Below are 18052 nucleotides of genomic sequence, written 5' to 3' on the forward strand. Positions count from 1 at the left end.
ATCATTCAGACACATCCTCAGTGCCGCCGGTGAGCCGGTTTACTAGGAATACCAGCGCCGAGAAGATCAGGGTTATTGCTGCCAGAACCACACCCATGGCGCAGGCCAGACCGAACTGACCCTTGGTGAATGCCGTGCTGAAGAGCTTCTGCGACATGACCAAGGTTGAGTTTCCTGGACCACCTGTGGAGTTCAACACTGACATATACACAAACGCGTCCAGGGCCAAGATGCCCATGTAGACATAGGCAGTCTGGATGTTGTCACGAATCAAAGGAATCGTAATGTTTACTGCCGTACGGAAGCGTCCAGCGCCATCAATGCGAGCTGCCTCGAACGTCTCGGCAGGAATTCCCTTAATGGCTGCGATGAAAAGGATCATGTAGAAGCCCACAAAGCCCCACACAATGACAACCATCGATGCGATCATGGCGGTTCGGGAATCACCTAGCCAGGCAAAGTCCTGAGCACTGTCAATGCCAATACCCGTGAGAATACCGTTGAGCAAACCGTTAGAGGGATTGAAAATCTGGGACCAGATAATGCCGATGACAACGGCCGGAATTACGTAGGGGAAGAAGGAGACCACGCGGTAAAAACCTGCGCCTCGCAGGCCCTTGATTTGCCCGCGGCTGCTTCCACCAATGGTGACCAGGGTGGCAAGAATCAGGGAAAGAATAACTGTGATGACAGGCAAGAAAATTGCTAGGGTGACACTGTTGCGCACCGAAATCATAAAGACGTCATCATTGAACAGCTTGACATAGTTACCCAAGCCTACGAACGGCATATTGTTGTCGAAGCCGCTCCAGCTGGTCATTGAGTAGTAAATCGCCTGAACAAAAGGCGAAATCACAAAGACCAGATAGATCACCAACGGCAGCCCTAAGAAGACTGCCATGAAGCTGACCTTATCGAATGTCAGTTTTTTCCGGCGCCGCCGGGCGGTGGCGACAACGCCACCGCCCGACTTCACTTCGTTTGTTACTTGAGTCACTTCACTTCAATCTTCTTGACCGAATCGTCTTTGGCAACCTTATCGGTGATCTCCTGCAGGGCCTTGGTCAGACCTGCAACATCGAGCTTGCCGTCAAGGAAGGAGTTCCACGGAACAAGCTGGTCACCGTTCATGCCATAGGTGTCAACGAAGTTCCAGGTGAAGATGTCCTTACCAGCCTTCTCCAACATGGTGGTCTGTGAGACCAGCGCGGTGGAGCCGAAGCCGTCGGCGGGGACGGTGCCCTTGACAACGGTCGGTGCCAGCTTCTCCTTGGCGAAGTTGGTAGCTGCTTCCTTGGAGAGCATGGTGCGCAGCAATTCCTTGCCTGCTGCAACGTTTGCACCCTTGGTGGGAATCATGAAGGGCTCGCCACCTGCGGAGCGAACACCCGTCTGGGCGATCTTCGGACTGGCGGAGACAACGGGAACCGGTGCGCCCGTCATTTCGAAGCCCGCCTTGGTCTGGTCCTTCATCTCGTTCTCAATCCAGGAACCGGACGGGTACAGGAGAGCTTCCTGGCCGTTGGACCACTGAGCCTGAGCTGCGGTGAAGACAGTTCCTGCGCCACCGGGCTTGAACATGCCAGCCTTGACAATCTTCTCCATGGCGGTGAAAACGCTCTGCACAGCCGGCATTGACCAGCAGTCGGGCTTCAGGTTTTCAAGGGATAGGCGAACTTCATCGCCACCTTCCTTGATGGCGGATTCAATTGCCATAGTCTGGTAGTACGTTGCGGCTTCTTTACCGAAGACGAAGAGGAACTTGCCCTTTTCCTTGGCCTTAAGGCCTAGGTCGTAGGCTTCGTCCCAGGTGGTGGGAACGGTCCAGCCATTGTCCTTGAACAGGCTGGCGGAGTACCACCACGCGTATACGGTGAGCACGTAGTTGATGGCGGCAAGTTTGCCGTCAAAGGTACCCGGAGCCAGCACGCCATCGAAGAGCGTATCGGCGATCTTGGTGCCTTCGAGGTTGTTGGCGTCAACAACACTCTGCAGGTCTTCGAGCTGATCCAAGATGGTGCTGAAACCGATGGACTTTGCACCGGAGTTATCGATCAGATCAGGCGGGTTGCCACCAACAAAGCGGGGCTGTAGCTCCTGAGCAATGTCCGTGGAAGGTTTGATGCCGACTTCCAGCTCGGGGAAGTTCTTCTTGACGATGGCGCCAGCGAACTCAACGTAGTCAATGCCGTAGCCACCGTTGAAGATGACAGCGTCAAGCTTGCCGGTTGCGGCTACGCCGAACGGGTTCTTTGTGGGGTCAACGTCGCCACCGGGGGCAGCAGAGGTCTCCGCTGCGTTGTTGCCGCCTGCACAGGAAGCAAGCGCTCCGCCCAAGGGCAAAAGCACGGCGGTGGCCAGGGCGCCGCGGAGGAATCCACGACGCTGCAGCGGCTTGTTCTGAATACTCATTCTATTTACTGCCTTCCATTGATGGTACGAGCGCTAATTCGGTACTGCTTTGTACTGCCTTCTACTGCCCTGTACTAGTTCGTACGTTCACTGCATTTCACTGCAATTCATTCGGCTGACTTCAGGCGCTGTAGCGATCTTCTTCTCCAGTGCCGTTGGAATCACGCCTCCCGCCTGAGCCGGCCAACATACTGGCCCACCAGTGCTGTGTTGTGTTCGTCGCCGCCCGGTATATTTGCTGAAATATAAATGGGCGGTTGCTTCCCCGCACGGACCAGGCACTGGACAGTCTCAATGGTGAGCAGCTGCGCAATATATGCAGCTGTGATCGATGAGACCGCACCAACACCTCCTCCGCCGGAAACTTCAAGGGTGGTATCCCCATAAGGCGCCTGATTGTCAATAACAATGTCTGCAATTTCACTCAGACGCATTCCCGAAGGATGCTTTGTTTCGACGGCGCTTGTGTGCTCAAGGCTGGTGACGGCGATCACAGTGTGTCCGCGTTCCTTGGCCTCAAGGGCCAACCCAACAATGGAGCCGTTAACTCCGGAGTTGGAAGCGATTAGGAATATATCCCGGGGATCGATCAGGGACAGCTCAAAAAGCTCCTCCGCTGCCCCGGTATCGCGCTCCAAGACGGAGCCCTCCAGCGAGTCCAGCTCAGACACGTCACGGTCTCCGTGGAGAACCAGATCGCGCAGCGCAATCTTGCTCGTGGGGATCAACCCTCCGGCCCGGCCGGCAATTTCCATGGCAAACGCCTCGGAGTGGCCGGTACCAAATGCCTGGATGACCCCGCCGTTACTCAATGCCTCCGCCATGGCGCCAGCGGCTTGTGCAGCTCCGCCAGCCAGCGCCCATTCAGTAATGGCGTCAAGGCGAGAGGAAACTTCAAAGCTGAAACTCGTAATGGAATTAGACATGAGCTTCACCCTTCCCGGCGTTGCGCAGGCTCCTATGGGCACTCAACTCGATCCGGGCTGCCCGGGTAGGGCGCCTATGCGGAGAGACAGCCATGGCAGAGGCTGCCAATTTTGACGTGGTTTGGGTAAAGTTCACTTGGGCCACCAGCAAGTAAATCAAGTCCAGAACAAGTAATTGGACGTGCTTGGCAGAGAGATCATCTGGCTGCAAGAACTGCTCGTGTACCGAGGTAATAATGGCCTCATCTGCACTCTCAGCTAGAGGCGAACCCGGATTGTTGCTCAGCGCGATGGTCAGCGCACCGGCCTCGCCCGCTTCACGGAGCATCTGCAGTGTTTCTTCGGTGCGGCCGGTGTTTGAGATTCCAATGGCCACGGAATTTGAATCCTGAATGGCTGCGCTGGTCAGGCCCGCGTGGACCTCCGACCAATGATGGGCGTTGATGCCAATGCGGTATAGCCGTGACTGCAGTTCCTTAGCCATCACGGCACTGCCGCCAATGCCATAAATATCAACGTGGGAACTCATGGCAATACGGCGGGCAATTTTGTTCATCAACGCCAGGTCCATGACAGCAGCGGTCTCTTCTAGTGAGCGCGTGTGCGCGTTCACTAGCGTGCTGAGTACATCTCGGGGGGAGTCATCGGGACCAAACGCACGCCCAATGTCAGCCTTCCACGATTCACGGGCATCGCTGCGACCAAGGTCAGAAGCAATACTGACCCGGAACGGGACATATCCGGCGTAACCTAACAGACGGCAGAACCGGGTCACCGTGGCCGGGGACGTTTTAGTTTGTTCCGCAAGTTCCATGATGGAGAACTCCAAGGGTGCCTGCGGGTGCTCCAAGAGGAAGGAACCAATTTTCGCCATTGCCGCAGGCATGTCAGGTAGCTTGGCCTGAATGCGGTTCACGACACCGGCAGCCGAAACTGCTACTGCAGGAGTCGTGGAGGCTGACATATGAAAATCCATTTCTTTTAAGTGGGTACATAATGAAAACTATTATCACTATTGATGTAAGTCAAGTCACACTCAGACACAGAATGGTAACGATGCGTAAATACCTAGCGATTGACGCCGGCGGCACGTCTACACGCGCCGTTCTTTTGAACTCCTCCGGTCACTGTCTGGGGTATGGAACAGCAGGGGGCGGAAACCCGGTTTCTCGCGGAATTACGGCCGCTTTGGAGTCGCTGAGCCAAGCCTCCATGCAGGCCCTTGGAGGTGCTCCTGCAAACATCTCCGGGGTACTCCTGGCCATGGCTGGAGCTTCCATGGAACCGCCAATGAATTTGTTCCATGAACGCTTCGTTGAACTGGGCCTATGCGGAAGCGTGATGATTGAATCTGATTTATTGGGCGCTTTTTACTCAGGAACTTATCAGGACGATGGCTGCGCCTTGATAGCCGGTACCGGAGCGGTTAGTGCCCGAATCGAGGGTGCGAAGCTGGTGGCCGTGGCTGACGGCACGGGGTGGTTACTCGGTGATAACGGCTCGGGTTTCTGGCTGGGCCGGGAGGTGGCCCGGGCGGTGGCCGCCGAGTTAGACGGCAGAGGCCCACGGACGGCACTGACAGGGTTAGTGTTGACCGAACTGGGCATCGAGCTCAATGTTGCACAGCGCTCTCAGGGCAGATTGCGGGCTCAACAGCAACTGATCGTCAAAACATACGAACTGAGCCCTATTGAGCTTTCCCGCTTTGCCCCGCTAGTCTTTGCGCTGCCGCAAGACGCCGTCGCTGGGGATATCGCGCACCGCGCTGCCAGCCATTTGGCCAAAACACTTCTAGCTGTTGCCAGTAGCGCCTCAGCAACTGGCCCGGCGTCAACTGACGCCGGAGGCATTGCCCGGACTCCCGGAGAGGTATGCGCCCAGCCGCTGGTATTTGGTGGCAGTGTCCTAACAAAGGGAAGGACGGTTGCGGCAGAGGTGCTCAAGCAACTGGCCGCGGCCCAGCCGGGGACGGCTGCAAGTGCTTCTATGGTCGAAGACGGAGTGGTGGGCTCAGCAGTACTGGTCCTCAAGCGCAACGGTATTGAGGTGGATGCGGTAGTTTTTACCAGAATCCAAGATAGCCTCGCAGCCCTGCGCGGGTAGCGCCGAAGGGGCTTTACCTACTTGCTGGGGCCGTCCTGGGCTTCTTCATCGGGCTTTTCTGCAGGCTCCCCTGCTTGCGCTGCGGAAGCCTGGCCGGCCTGTTCTGGGTTCGGGGCCAAACGGTCGGAGGATTTTCGGTATACGCCGGAGCCCTCGCTGAGGTAGGCGTCATTTTCCTTGTGTCCCATCACCAGGAGCGAAGAAACCAGCAATGACGCAACGAAGGCAATGCCGCAAGCAATGCCAGCAAGGTCCCACCGCAGACCGTACTGTGTACCACCGGAGGCAAACACCAACGTGAATAGACCAGCCACTGCTGCCAAAGCAGCCGAGAAACTCAACGGGAGCTTTATGGAATTGGCTGATTTGGGGTTCGCCGGCTCTTCAGTGCCCACAATTGATCCTTTGCTTTGATTGGTGTGTCGCGCACCACGCGTTTCTACGCAAAGTAGAAAAATCTACTACCAGTTTACTGGGCTTTTGCGGTGCCGCCGTCATGGCGTAGCGTCAAGGCTGATAACGCCCAAAGAGCGCCTGTCATCAGCGCCCCACCGCCGGCCACACCGAGCATGGCATGGGGCCCGGCTGCCGCAAAGAACGGCAGCAGGATACCGGTGCCCATCGCCAATACTCCTGAGATCCGCCAGTCACTGGCAAGAGCAAGCTTCTCCCCTGAGTTTCCCGCCGGCTTCCGTATCGCTGCGAATAGTTCAGCCGCACCCAGCACGGCCAGTGCCACACCACCCAGCCACGCGGCAACCACCGAACTAGCTGAAATCGCCACCATCACGCCACCTACTGCAAGGATCCCTGCGGCACCTTGGAGCATAACTCTGCGGGAGTCTCGGCGCGGCAGCGCCATGGTGCGCACAATCCAGTACTGCCCCGCAGCAGAGGCCAAGAAGTAAACCGCTAGGGCAAGGCACATGCCCAGCGGGCCGGGTTCGGCCCAGAAGACGGTGGTGAGGCCAAAAGCCAAGGCGACTAGGGCTCGCAACAACACCGGTCGCCACAGCAGTGGCGCTCCAGGCGTCAAGAGTTTGGCGTTAGCAGATTGGGGAAGGGCTGTATCACTCACCCACTAAGTCTAGCCGCGGCGAGCCGGAACACCGATCTGCATCCATCGCCCCGTTCGCGCGCGCAAGCCCAGCGTCAATCCTCTGGCTCCCATATAGCCCACACTGAATGCCACCCAGACCCAAAGCATGCCCGGAATGGTATCTCCAAGGCCCGCCTGTCCAACCCAGTAAAGCAACGGCAGGTAGATGACCAGATTAGCCAGCCCGGCTAAGGCCAGGTAGCGGGCATCTCCTGCACCTATCAGAACGCCATCAAGAACAAACACGTAACCGGCCAGGGGCTGCCCTACCGCCATAACCAGTAGAGCCACAGTCAACGCTGCATGGACGCCAGGATCTGTTGTGAAGAGCCAGCCCACCACCCCTGAAATAGCCGCAATTCCAACACCCGTCACAACACCAAACCCCAGCCCCCACCGGGTCATGGTCTTTGTGAGCAGCCGCACGGAAGCCACGTTGCCAGCTCCTAGTTCCTTGCCAACCAGGGCCTGAGCGGCAATGGCCAGGGCATCCAGTGCGAATGCCAAGAAACTAAAGAGCGTCATGGCCAGCTGATGGGCGGCAAGATTGGTTGGCCCCTGTGCTGTCACCACCACCACGGTCAAAACAATGGCGGCACGCAAGGACAGGGTGCGGAGCATGAGCCAGCTGCCCACTTTAGAGACTGCTTTGACGCCGCTCCAATCGGGACGCAACCCCACCTCATAGCGCCGCGCTGCACGGGCCACAATAACGAGGTAAACCGCGGCCATGCCCCACTGGGCAATGACGGTGCCAGCAGCGGCTCCTCCCACCGAGAGGTTAAAGCCGTAGACCAGAGAAAAGTTCATGACAATATTTACGGCAAAACCTATGGTAGCCACAATCAGCGGTGTCTTGGTGTCCTGAAGTCCGCGCAGAACACCCATGGCGGCCATGACCAGAAGCATGGCCGGGATACCCGCCAAACTGATCATGAAGTATTGCCGGGCGTACTCTAAGACTTCGCCTTGAGCACCCATGGCAGTGAGCAGCCAGCCGCCGAAAAATATACCCAGCACGGAAAGTACAATCCCGAGCAGCACAGCCAGCCACAGCCCATCACGCCCCACTGCGAGGGCTTCGCGATGCCTGCCAGCCCCCAGAAGACGTGCAACGGCGGGCGTTGTGGAATAGGCCAGAAAAACCATAAGCCCCACCACAGTTTGTAAAACTGCGGCAGCCAGCCCCACCCCCGCCAGTTGCGGAACACCCAAATGACCCACAATGGCGGAATCCGCCAGCAGAAAAAGCGGTTCAGCAACAAGTGCCCCAAATGCGGGTATGGCGAGCCCACGAATTGCTCTGGCAGTTGTGCGGCGGGTGGCCTTGGAGGCGTCGGAACGCATGACTGATTCGGGCATGGTTTAACAGTAGCCGTGAAGCAGAAGCCACCTGGGCAGAGGAGCCGCCTGGACAAAGGAGCGTCCTGGGCCAGGAGCTCAGGGGTATGCAGAAAGAGCCAGCCACCTCCCAGCCGCCGCGGGTAGCACCGCCGTCAGCGGCTGGGCCGTTTTCAGGAAGGCGGCTGGGCTTCTCTTAGGAAGCTTCTCTTACAACGCGTGTTTCCCGAAGGCGGTCAGTAGCCGCCGCCACTTTCGCTGGCCATGTTGGCGAAGCGGGAATAGTGGCCCTGGAAACCCAACACAATGGTCTTGGTGGGACCATTTCGGTGCTTGGCCACGATCACGTCTGCTTCTCCGGCGCGCGCCGATTCCTTGTCGTAAATATCCTCACGGTGCAACAGGATGACCATGTCGGCATCCTGCTCGATGGAGCCGGATTCACGGAGGTCTGAAACCATGGGTTTTTTATCGGTTCGCTGCTCAGAGCCACGGTTCAGCTGTGACAACGCCACTACGGGAACTTGCAGTTCTTTGGCGAGCAGCTTCAACGCACGTGAGAACTCTGAGACTTCCTGCTGGCGAGATTCCACCCTTTTACCCGAAGACATTAGCTGCAGGTAGTCAAGAATCACCAGCTTTAGATCATGCTGTTGTTTCAACCGGCGGCATTTGGCCCGAATTTCCATCAGTGACATATTGGGCGAGTCATCAATGAATAGCGGGGCCTCGTTCATTTTGCCCATGGTGGTGGCAATTTTAGACCATTGATCGTCCTTGACGGTTCCCTTGCGTAGATCCTGCAGGCTGATGGTTGCCTCGGCAGATAGGAGCCGCATAGCAATTTCATTGCGCCCCATTTCCAGGGAGAAGACAACGGTGGCCATATTGTGATCAATGGCGGCCGAACGCGCCCAGTCCAGTGCGAAGGTACTCTTGCCAACGGCTGGACGGGCAGCAATGACAATCATCTGGCCGGGGTGCAGACCATTGGTTAATTCATCAAATTCATAGAAGCCGGTGGGAACGCCTGTCATCCCTTGGCCTTTGTGTCCTGAGGCCTCAATTTCATCCACCGTGGATTCCATGACGTCCTTGAGGAGCACATAGTCCTCTGTGGTGCGGCGTTCAGCGACAGCAAATATTTCTGCCTGTGCCGCGTTGACGGTGTCTTCTACTTCACCGTCCTGGGCATAGCCCATCTGGACAATTTTGGTGCCGGCGGTGACAAGCCGGCGCAGCACTGCACGCTCGGCAACAATCTCAGCATAGAACCCGGCATTGGCAGCTGTTGGCACAGACTGGATCAACTGGTGCAGGTATGCGGCACCTCCGGCTTTGGTGATCTCACCGCGTTTGGTTAGCTCATCGGCGATCGTGATGGCATCAGCAGGCTCACCACGGCCGTAGAGGTCCAGGATTGCTTCATAGATGCTCTCGTGCGACGGTCGGTAAAAGTCGTTGCCACGCAGAACCTCAACAACATCTGCAATGGCATCCTTGGAAAGCATCATGCCACCTAGGACGCTTTGTTCGGCCACTAGATCCTGCGGCGGGGTTCTGGCGAAGTCCGGCTCGCGGGAAGTATCCCTTTTGTCCATGGCTGGAGCTGACATGTTGGTGCCCACTTTCTGCCCTGCTGGCCGGGCCTTTCATCACCTAGCGGTGACACATTGCGTGCTACTGCTCCTGCTTACCAGCTGATACCGACAAAGTTGTCAAAAGAGGAGGCGTTCTTTGCAACGTTAGACGCTCTAAGAACATCTACCAACCCCATTGTCCACCCCTCCTGTGGATAACCGGTGCATTAACTGCCATTGCTTGTGCACAGGATGGGGACAACCATGTGGATAACTCCGCCAAACTGCATAGAAACACACGCTGACAAGGTAAAACACTATCCACTGCCTGTGGATTAGGACATTTTTAGTGACCTTCTTCGCTATCGCGAGGTAGCCTCGGCGCTCAGTTATCGAAATCACCCGTCAGGGGATATCCACAGAGATATGTCGCTCTGTGGATACCCGCACAGTTCAGGCCTGCCTTCGGCTCCTATGCGCACTCAGGTATGTGCCGGCACTGCCGCATTGCTTTCGGTGAATACCATTTCACGTACGCTTCGGGGAAGGGAAGGTGAGTGACCCGCCGTCGTATTTTCACCAAACGGGGCGTTAACCCAAAAACCCGGCCCCCCACAAGGGGACCGGGTTTTTGAAGCGATGAAGCAGTGCAGCGAGACTAGCTTGCTACAACGTTCAAGGTGAGCGTAGCTGAAACATCGTCGTGGAGACGAAGAGTTGCAGTGTGCTTGCCAACCGACTTGATGTGGGCGGGCAGTTCAACCTTGCGCTTGTCAATGGTTCCCAGACCTGCAGCGGCAACAGCCTGTGCAACGTCGGCAGCCTTGACGGTGCCGAACAGGCGGCCTGAGGCGCCTGCCTTTACCTTGAGTACAACTACCGTAGCCGTCAGGGCAGCTGCCTGCGCCTGTGCGGCTTCAATGGTCGCGTGCGCGTGAGCAGCACGTGCAGCCTTGATGGTCTCCACTTGCTTCTCACCGCCCTTGGACCAGGTCAGTGCGAAGCCGCGGGGCAAAAGGAAGTTACGTGCGTAACCGTTCTTTACCTCAACGATGTCGCCAGCGGCACCGAGGCCGCTTACTTCGTGAGTCAAAATGAGCTTTGCCATGTTTAGTTATCTCCCTTAACCGCGGCCAGCGCCGGAGTAGGGCAGCAGTGCAACTTCGCGGGCGTTCTTAATTGCCTGTGCGATCTTGCGCTGCTCCTGGACGGTGACACCCGTGACGCGGCGCGCACGGATCTTTCCGCGATCAGAAATGAATTTGCGCAGCAATGCTACGTCCTTGTAGTCGATGACTGTGACGTCAGCGGCCTTCAAGGGGTTGGACTTTGGTTTGGGCTTACGGAGTTCAGCCTTAGCCATCGTGGAGCTCCTTAGTATTCGTGGAGCCCGTGGATATTAATCCGCGGGATGGTGTGCGTACGGCGGTTGCCGCACAAATTTACTTGATATTTCTAGAAGGGAGGCTCGGAGCTATCCGGGCCCGCGCCCCAGCCGCCGGTTGTTCCACCGGGCGTAGCCCAGGGATCAGCCGCCGGTGCGGCTTGTGGCTGCTGCTGTTGGCCGCCGCCCCAAGGAGCGTTGCCGCCACCCTGAGAGCCGCCACCGAAGCCGCCTTGTCCTCCGCCAGCGTTGCCGCCGCCGAAGTTGCCGCCCGCGGGAGCGCCATTGCCGCCACCGAAGTTGCCCCCACCCTGTCCGCCGGAGCGTTGGGTGCGGTTGACCTTGGCGTTGGCATAGCGCAGCGAGGGGCCGATCTCGTCGACCTCAAGCTCCATAACGGTGCGCTTTTCGCCTTCTTTGGTGTCGTAGGTCCGCGACTTCAGCCGGCCTGAAACAAGTACGCGCATGCCCTTTGTGAGGGATTCGGCAACGTTCTCGGCCGCTTCACGCCAGATCGACGCGCGGAGGAACAGCGTTTCGCCGTCCTTCCACTCGTTGGACTGGCGGTCAAAGGTCCGCGGAGTCGACGCAATGGTGAAGTTCGCTACTGCTGAACCGCTCGGGGTAAACCGAAGTTCCGGGTCACCGGTGAGATTACCAATGACCGTGATAGTGGTTTCGCCTGCCATCTGCTCCTGCTTCCTGCTTGGTGTTTTCCTACAATGAAAAAGCTATGGGGTGTTTGCCGAAATTACTCGGCAACAACCTTCTGCTCTTCCGGACGGGTGATCTTGGTGCGCAGGATGGTCTCATTGAGGCCAAGCAGGCGGTCAAGTTCCTGAGCGGTAGCAGGCTCAGCGGTGAAGTTCACCACGGCGTAGATACCTTCAGACTTCTTCTGGATGTCGTAAGCCAGGCGACGACGGCCCCAGATGTCAACCTTTTCGATGGTTCCACCATCGTTGGTGATGACATTGAGGAACTTCTGAAGCGACGGCTCAACGGTACGCTCATCAACATCGGGGTCGATGATTACCATCAGTTCGTAAGGACGCATATGTGAACCCACCTCCTTTGGTCTAGGCGGTTACGGCATTTCCGTAACAGGAGGTTCTTTTGCGGTGCTGCCTGGCGCGAACACTCAACGAGTGGGTCCGGTGCCAGCACAGACTTATCCATCCTACCGTAAGTACGACGCCGGGCACTCACCCCTGTGCGTAACTCTCGCCACACGCTGTGCCCTCTGCCGCAAGGCTCGCTTTCAGCACTACCGCGCACCGATCCGGCTCGCACCTTCATCGAGCCGTGAGAAATGGTCGCTTTCGCGGCTCAAAACGACCATTTCTCACGGATGAATAGGATGAACCGCCAACGTCACGCTCGGACGGGGCCCAGAAGCGGCGGAAATGGCCACACCATGGCTTAAAATGGAACTAACCCCGTCCCCTTTTGCCGAAAGGCTCTGCCATGCGCTCCACTGACAACGCCGTTGCGCAGTGGCATGCGCAAAAACAGCTGCGGCTGAGCCCCGCATGGAAGCTGCTCCAGGGCGCGCCGTGGACGCTGGCGTTCCTGCGGGCCGAATTCACGGCCACCACACAACGCGTGCCGCTCGAGGAGTTCCACGCCGATCTGGCGGACTTCATGAAGGAATTGCGTGAAGAAAACCTCAGCCTAAATGAGGCCTGGCAGGCATCCCACTACGCCGATTCCTGGGTCCGGAGCCAATTCTTGGCCCGTCCCATGGTGGACGGCAAGTTCCACTATGAACCCACGGCGGCCACGGCGCGCGTGCTGGCTTTCATCGACACATTGGCCGGGCGCCACACTAACTTGAACAGCTCGCGTCTGAGTACCTTGTTGAACAGCATTGAGACGCTGTCGCTGCAAAGCGATCCCAACCCGGAGTCGCGCATTGCCGCCCTCGAAGCGGAAATCCTCGATCGCCAGAATGAGATCACAGCGCTGAAGAACGGCGCCAGCCCGGCTGTGCTTTCCAACGATTCCGCCGTTGCCGCCACACGAAGCGTGCTAGATCTGGCGGCCAGCCTCCCTGCGGATTTCAAGCGAATGCGCGACGGCGTCGAGGTCATGTTGCACTCGATCCGCACCGAAATTATGGAATCCTCCCTATCTAAAGGCGTTGCCGTTGGCCAAGTGCTGGCGGGAGATAAGGCCCTACGCGGGACCGCCGAAGGCGAGACGTTCCGCGGTTTCACCGAGTTCCTCAATGACCCGGTACAGCAGGCCCGGTTCCGGCAATCGGTCAATGAAGTGCTCGAACGGGACTTCACGGACGCGCTCACTGCCGAGGAACGCAACAACCTGGCCTCTCTGGTCCGGGAGATGCGCCGGCAAGCTGGCGAAGTTCACGCCATTTACGGCCGCTTGTCCGAAAGCCTGCATGCCTACGTGCAATCGGCCGAGTTCCAAGAATCAGTGCTGCTCCGCAAAGCCATCCATGCCGCAGAACTGGCGGTGGTCACGGCTCCGCTAGGATCCCGCACTCCCGTGGTGGCACCACTGCTGTTCTCCCCCAACTTCGAAACCTTGGCCGGGCTGGGCATCTTCAATCCGGAGGATCACGTGCCGCCACCCAAGCTGGCCGCCCCGCCGGCCTTGAGCGACGCCGATATCCACCGCACCCCCTCCACACCGGCGCCGGACATGCCCAAGCTGCTGGCCGCCGTCGAACATGCCAGAGAAACACGCAATGGCAGCGCTACCTTGGCGGATGTTTACATGTCCTTGCCGGCGGAGCTCCAGCACATCAATACCATTCGCGGACTGATTCTGGCCGCACGCGGCTCCAGCAACAGCATCACGGCGGAGAGCACCGAGACACTGACGTTCACGCAGATCGACGGGACCACGCGTACCGCAACCATCCCCCTGTTCACCTTCACGAAGGACTAACGCACCATGAACACCGAGCGCACCCTCTTTCCCGGCGATACCGGCTCCTTTCCGCTAGATATGCGTCAGGCGCTGGTCCGGCTGCTGCGTGGACCGTACATTGACGGAACAGCCGATCCGGCGCTGTGGACCACCATACTCACGCATGCGGTTTCGCTGCAGCAGTACCTGAGTGAGATATTCTTGCTGCTCAGTGTTGATACTGAGCGTAAGATCGCGCTGCTCACTCCGGCTGAGATTGATTCCGTTCACACGCAACCCATCGTCGCCAGGAAGCCGCTGCGCCGTGAGGAGACGTTGTTGGCGCTGCGCCTGCGGGTGCTGCTGGATAGGCATGCCGGTTCGGGGACGGATGTGAGCATTTCCCGTGATGGTGCCCGTGAAATTCTGGCCGAGCATCGTCAGCCTGGCGCCGTGGATGACAAGCGCATGGATGAGCAGACTGACGCCGCGCTAGCGAGGCTGCTGAACCTCAAACTCATTCTGCCCACCGAGCTCTCCCACGAATACCGGGTCAGCAACGCCCTTGCCCTGGCGCTGCCGTTCGATTCCATCGAGCAGATTCCGGCCTATCTGGCCGCCTTGGACCAATCCGCGACCGACGCTCTGGACCTCGAGTCCGACCAGCCAGCTGAACCCCTGCAGGAGATCTTCTAAGTGAGCATTGCAACCACCCTGCCCATCGGCGAAGAAATCAACCCCGGACAGTTCCGGCTAAGCCAGATCCAAATCATCAACTGGGGTACCTTCCACGGCCGCCACAACATGTATGTGGACCGGGCTGGCACCTTGCTGACTGGCCACCCAGGGGTAGGTAAGTCCACCCTCTTTGACGGCATCCAACACATTTTCTATGCTGCTCCACGCCTCAACGAGTCCGCGCACGACGCCTCCAACCGCAAGGACCGCCGCACCACGTTCAGCTACATGCGCGGGCGCAAGATCAAGACAGCCAACGGCGTTGAGTACCAACGTCCCAGCGCCACCTGGAGCGCCACGGCCTTGGTCTTCGAGGACGGCTTGGGCCGCCACGTCACTATTGCGGCGCTCTTTGACCTGCCAGCTAATGGACTTGAGGGCCAGGTGGGCAAGCATTATCTGATCCACAACAAACCCTTGGACACCGAGGCGCTGGAGAAACACGGCAGCCGCCGCTTTTCGCCGTCGTCCCTGCACGCAGCACTACCCGGCGCCGAGGCCTTCGATGTCCACAAGACCTTTGCCGAACGATTTCGGCGCAAGCTGGGCATCCACAATGACAAGGCCTTCAGCCTGCTGCGCACCTTGCAGAACGGCAAGGGCCTGGACAAGGGCGTCAACCGCTTCTTCCGTTACGAGGTGCTGGACAAGCCGGCAACCCTAACAGCAGCCGCTGCCGCGGTGGAGGACTTCAGCCATCTCAGCGGTATTCACCGGCAGCTTCAGGACGCCCGTGGACAGCGAGATGCGCTGGCCCCTGTGCCTGCGCTGCATCAAAAACTGCGTGAACTAACAGCCCAACATGACCGCACGGTCGAGCTAAAAAACGCTCAGCTGCCGCTCTTGCGTCAGCAGTTCCAAGGTGAACTACTGGCTGCCCGTGCTGTTGCGCTGGCGGAAGCGAGGGCGCACAAGCAGGCCGAGATCACATCCGCCACCCAGGCCAAGGACGCCTTGAGTGAAACCGTAGCGGCGCTGGCCAGCCAGCATGCCAGCCGCGGCGGGCAGGCTATTGACGGCCTGGAAAAAGACATCCGGGCCAGTAAGCGCGAGCTAGCCGAGCGCGCGCGCATTGAAGCCGCCGTACGGGATGATCTCGACAGTGCCGGACTCGTCTATGACTGGAGCACGCAGGGCCTTGCCGCTGTCCGCGCGGAGGCAGCGGCCTGCGTCGAACGTCAACAGGAGGAGACCGCCTCGGCGCGTGCTCTCGAGTACCAGGCTGTGGCGACCAGCGTAAACGTCAAGGCGCAGGAGGCTGCGTTACGCGCCGAGATTGCCGCCTATCAGCGCCGGGGTTCCAATATTGACTCACGCAGTGCTGCGGCCCGCCGCGCCATTTGTGCCGCGACCGGCTTGGACGTTGCGGATATGCCGTTTGCCGGCGAACTCGTGGATATTGGCAGTGAACACAGCGCGTGGCGGCCTGCTGCGGAGAAGGTGCTGCGCTCACTGGCTACTACTTTGCTGGTCCGCGGAGCCGATATTGCCGCCGTGACCACCGCCATCAATTCCCTGGACGGGCATGGCAAGCTGCGCTGGATAGACCTCGGTGTCCCCGCTAAGCCGGCCAAGGCTGGGCGCGCGCATCTTGTCACGAAACTTGATTTTCACGCTTCCGACGCCGGATCCTGGCTTCGCGAGAAGATCGCCGGCGACTTTGCCTTCATCTGTGTGGACGACGATGCGCAGCTGCACAACCATGCGAAGGCGGTGTCACGGGCTGGGACGCTGAAGCTTAGCTCGTCTCTGTTTGAGCGGGACACCCGCACCATCAATCCTTCTGATTACCTGCTCGGCTTCAACAATGTGGCCAAGATTGCTGAATTGGAAGAGCAAGCGCGGATCCTCGCCGCCGCCCAGGCTGCTGCGGATGCCTCGGCCACGCAGAGCAGCTTGGCCAAGGACGCCTCGGCGCGCAGACTCTCCACTCTCAAGCGGATTGCCGAGGATGACAGGAGCTTCGACCAGCTGAATTCGGCCGCGCTTGCCTCATCTCTAGCGGGGTTGCAGGCAACTCTAGAACAAACCATTGCCGGCAGCACTTCATTGACTCAGCTGCGAGATTCCCTCGCCGCCGCTCAGACTGAACTAGAGGCTGCCGTGGGCCGTGTGGCTGTGCTGCACCACGATCTCTCCGGTATTGAGAAGGACCTAGCTTCCGTCCAAGACGTCCTGGCCGGGGGCGGCCCTGGAGGCTCTCCTGTATATACGGCAGAGCAATGGGCGCAAGAAGCATTCGCCCCTTATCTAAGCGACGGCGATCCCGCTACCTTGGACGAGCTGGAAGTGCTGTTGAGCCATGTCGCTGTGGACCTGGGTGAGCGCATCGCCACCATTAAGGAGCGCCAGTTCCGAACCGAAGGCGCACTGAACGAGATCTTCAAGGCTTTTTCCCGCCAGTTTGGTCCGTCCATGAGCGCAAGCCATGGAACAGGCGCTGAGGCCGCACCTCATTACGAAGAGTTGTATGCCCGCATCGTTTCCGACGGACTGCCGCAGCGCCAAGACGAATTCAAGGAATACTTCAACAACCGGTCGTACGAACGCTTTTCAGACCTCCTACAACTGCTCGAGGAAGAACGTCGCTCCATTGAGGAGCGGATCCTGCCGCTGAACCAGATTCTGGCAGACGTGCCCTTTGAAAAGGGCAGCCGCCTGCGCCTCGAAGTCAAAACCAGCATTCCGGACGAGGCCCGCACCTTCCGCCAAAACCTCAAGGAAGCACTGGGTAATGCCTACACCCAGGCCACGGAGGAAACCATGGCTTCCAGCTATCAGCAGCTAGAACTGCTGGTTAACGCGCTGGCCGATCCTGCCCTGGCTCATTGGACAGACACTGTATTGGACGTCCGTCAACACGTGAGCATTAGCTGCAATGAGCACCGCCCTAACGGTGAGATTGAGACCGGCCTCGAGCCGGGCACACTCTCGGGCGGTGAGGGTCAGCGCTTCACCTCTTTCATCATGGGTGCCGCGTTGGCGTACCAGTTGGGGATCGATGCTCAGGGCTATAGCACCTACGGGACAGTGATGATCGATGAGGCCTTCATCCAGGCCAACTCCGAATACGCGGGGGCCGGCATCAACGCACTTCAGGAGTTTGGCTTCCAGTTGTTACTGGCTGCCCCGGAAGACAAGGTTGATTTGTCTCGTCACTTGGGCTCGGTGACGGACATTATCAAGCACCCGCACGCTAACGTCTCAGGATTTGTTTCCACGGGCCAGTCTCCCGCCACGGCCACGGACATCATCTTGCGCTAACGCCAAGCTAGGCGGCACAGAACACTGAAGGGATAAGACATCCGGAGGGCGGCAATCACTACGATTGCCGCCCTTCTTCTGCCTCCGCCACTTCTGCTCCACCACGGCTCCAGAAGGAGGGGGTGGCCGCCAAATCTGGTGGTGGGAACCAAGGGAAGCCCGTTAAACGAGTGGAGCCGCCCTGGTGTGGGGCGGCTGGTGGTGTTGGTGGTGTTAAAGGTGGGGAGGCCCCTCACCTGGTGGTGTGGGGCCTCTACCCTTTTTGGTGTTGTCCGGCGGTGTCCTACTCTCCCACATCCTCACGAATGCAGTACCATCGGCGCTGTGG

Annotated in this window: 16 protein-coding genes; 4 read left to right on the top strand and 12 right to left on the bottom strand. The window is 58.6% G+C overall.

Annotation, left to right across the window (positions count from 1 at the left end):
• Position 1: 1 nt before the first annotated feature.
• From ABIB48_RS05530 to ABIB48_RS05545, 4 genes are all read right to left on the bottom strand, one after another.
• Complete coding sequence (locus ABIB48_RS05530) at positions 2–901, bottom strand: carbohydrate ABC transporter permease (protein ID WP_110105365.1); 900 nt, start codon at positions 899–901, stop codon at positions 2–4.
• A 92-nt stretch (positions 902–993) separates the two neighbouring features.
• The gene (ngcE, locus tag ABIB48_RS05535; protein ID WP_354212366.1) at positions 994–2412 is read right to left on the bottom strand and encodes an N-acetylglucosamine/diacetylchitobiose ABC transporter substrate-binding protein; all 1419 of its coding nucleotides are present in this window, start codon (positions 2410–2412) and stop codon (positions 994–996) included.
• A gap of 161 nt (positions 2413–2573) precedes the next feature.
• Positions 2574–3338 carry a sugar isomerase domain-containing protein gene (locus ABIB48_RS05540; RefSeq protein WP_354212367.1) on the bottom strand — a complete coding sequence of 255 codons (765 nt, stop codon included), beginning with the start codon at positions 3336–3338 and terminating at the stop codon, positions 2574–2576.
• The gene (locus tag ABIB48_RS05545; protein ID WP_354212368.1) at positions 3331–4302 is read right to left on the bottom strand and encodes a MurR/RpiR family transcriptional regulator; all 972 of its coding nucleotides are present in this window, start codon (positions 4300–4302) and stop codon (positions 3331–3333) included. Before ABIB48_RS05545 ends, ABIB48_RS05540 begins: the two co-directional genes overlap by 8 nt.
• Positions 4303–4394: 92 nt before the next feature.
• Here ABIB48_RS05545 and ABIB48_RS05550 point away from each other — a divergent pair, with 92 nt between their 5' ends.
• A complete protein-coding gene (locus ABIB48_RS05550) occupies positions 4395–5441 on the top strand; it encodes an N-acetylglucosamine kinase (protein ID WP_354212369.1) in 1047 nt (348 codons plus the stop codon).
• Between the two features lie 17 nt (positions 5442–5458).
• Here the strand turns inward: ABIB48_RS05550 and ABIB48_RS05555 are convergent, their stop codons facing one another.
• From ABIB48_RS05555 to rpsF, 8 genes are all read right to left on the bottom strand, one after another.
• Positions 5459–5836: a hypothetical protein gene (locus tag ABIB48_RS05555; RefSeq protein WP_110105309.1), complete on the bottom strand. Its 378-nt coding sequence runs from the start codon at positions 5834–5836 to the stop codon at positions 5459–5461.
• A gap of 74 nt (positions 5837–5910) precedes the next feature.
• Positions 5911–6519 (bottom strand): hypothetical protein, encoded by a 609-nt coding sequence (locus tag ABIB48_RS05560; protein ID WP_245932077.1) that lies wholly within the window; start codon positions 6517–6519, stop codon positions 5911–5913.
• Between the two features lie 9 nt (positions 6520–6528).
• A complete protein-coding gene (locus tag ABIB48_RS05565; RefSeq protein ID WP_502914103.1) occupies positions 6529–7902 on the bottom strand; it encodes an MATE family efflux transporter in 1374 nt (457 codons plus the stop codon).
• Between the two features lie 215 nt (positions 7903–8117).
• Complete coding sequence (dnaB, locus tag ABIB48_RS05570; protein WP_110105368.1) at positions 8118–9497, bottom strand: replicative DNA helicase; 1380 nt, start codon at positions 9495–9497, stop codon at positions 8118–8120.
• 622 nt (positions 9498–10119) lie between these two features.
• Entirely contained in the window at positions 10120–10569 is a 450-nt protein-coding gene (gene rplI, locus ABIB48_RS05575; protein ID WP_110105310.1) for a 50S ribosomal protein L9, read from the bottom strand.
• A gap of 15 nt (positions 10570–10584) precedes the next feature.
• Entirely contained in the window at positions 10585–10824 is a 240-nt protein-coding gene (gene rpsR, locus ABIB48_RS05580) for a 30S ribosomal protein S18 (protein WP_005273147.1), read from the bottom strand.
• Between the two features lie 92 nt (positions 10825–10916).
• Positions 10917–11534 carry a single-stranded DNA-binding protein gene (locus ABIB48_RS05585; RefSeq protein ID WP_354212370.1) on the bottom strand — a complete coding sequence of 206 codons (618 nt, stop codon included), beginning with the start codon at positions 11532–11534 and terminating at the stop codon, positions 10917–10919.
• Positions 11535–11596: 62 nt separating this feature from the next.
• Entirely contained in the window at positions 11597–11902 is a 306-nt protein-coding gene (rpsF, locus tag ABIB48_RS05590; protein WP_110105312.1) for a 30S ribosomal protein S6, read from the bottom strand.
• A 410-nt stretch (positions 11903–12312) separates the two neighbouring features.
• On the opposite strand from rpsF, the gene ABIB48_RS05595 reads away from it, so the two are divergent.
• The 3 genes from ABIB48_RS05595 to ABIB48_RS05605 are packed head-to-tail and all read left to right on the top strand — an operon-like array spanning position 12313 to position 17724.
• Complete coding sequence (locus ABIB48_RS05595) at positions 12313–13761, top strand: DUF3375 domain-containing protein (RefSeq protein WP_354212371.1); 1449 nt, start codon at positions 12313–12315, stop codon at positions 13759–13761.
• Between the two features lie 6 nt (positions 13762–13767).
• Positions 13768–14418 carry a DUF4194 domain-containing protein gene (locus ABIB48_RS05600; protein ID WP_354212372.1) on the top strand — a complete coding sequence of 217 codons (651 nt, stop codon included), beginning with the start codon at positions 13768–13770 and terminating at the stop codon, positions 14416–14418.
• Positions 14419–17724, top strand: a complete 3306-nt coding sequence (locus ABIB48_RS05605; RefSeq protein ID WP_354212373.1) for an ATP-binding protein — start codon at positions 14419–14421, stop codon at positions 17722–17724.
• The last annotated feature ends 328 nt before the right edge of the window (positions 17725–18052 follow it).

Source organism: Arthrobacter sp. UYCu511, assembly GCF_040547105.1.
Classification (GTDB): Bacteria; Actinomycetota; Actinomycetes; order Actinomycetales; family Micrococcaceae; genus Specibacter; species Specibacter psychrochitiniphilus.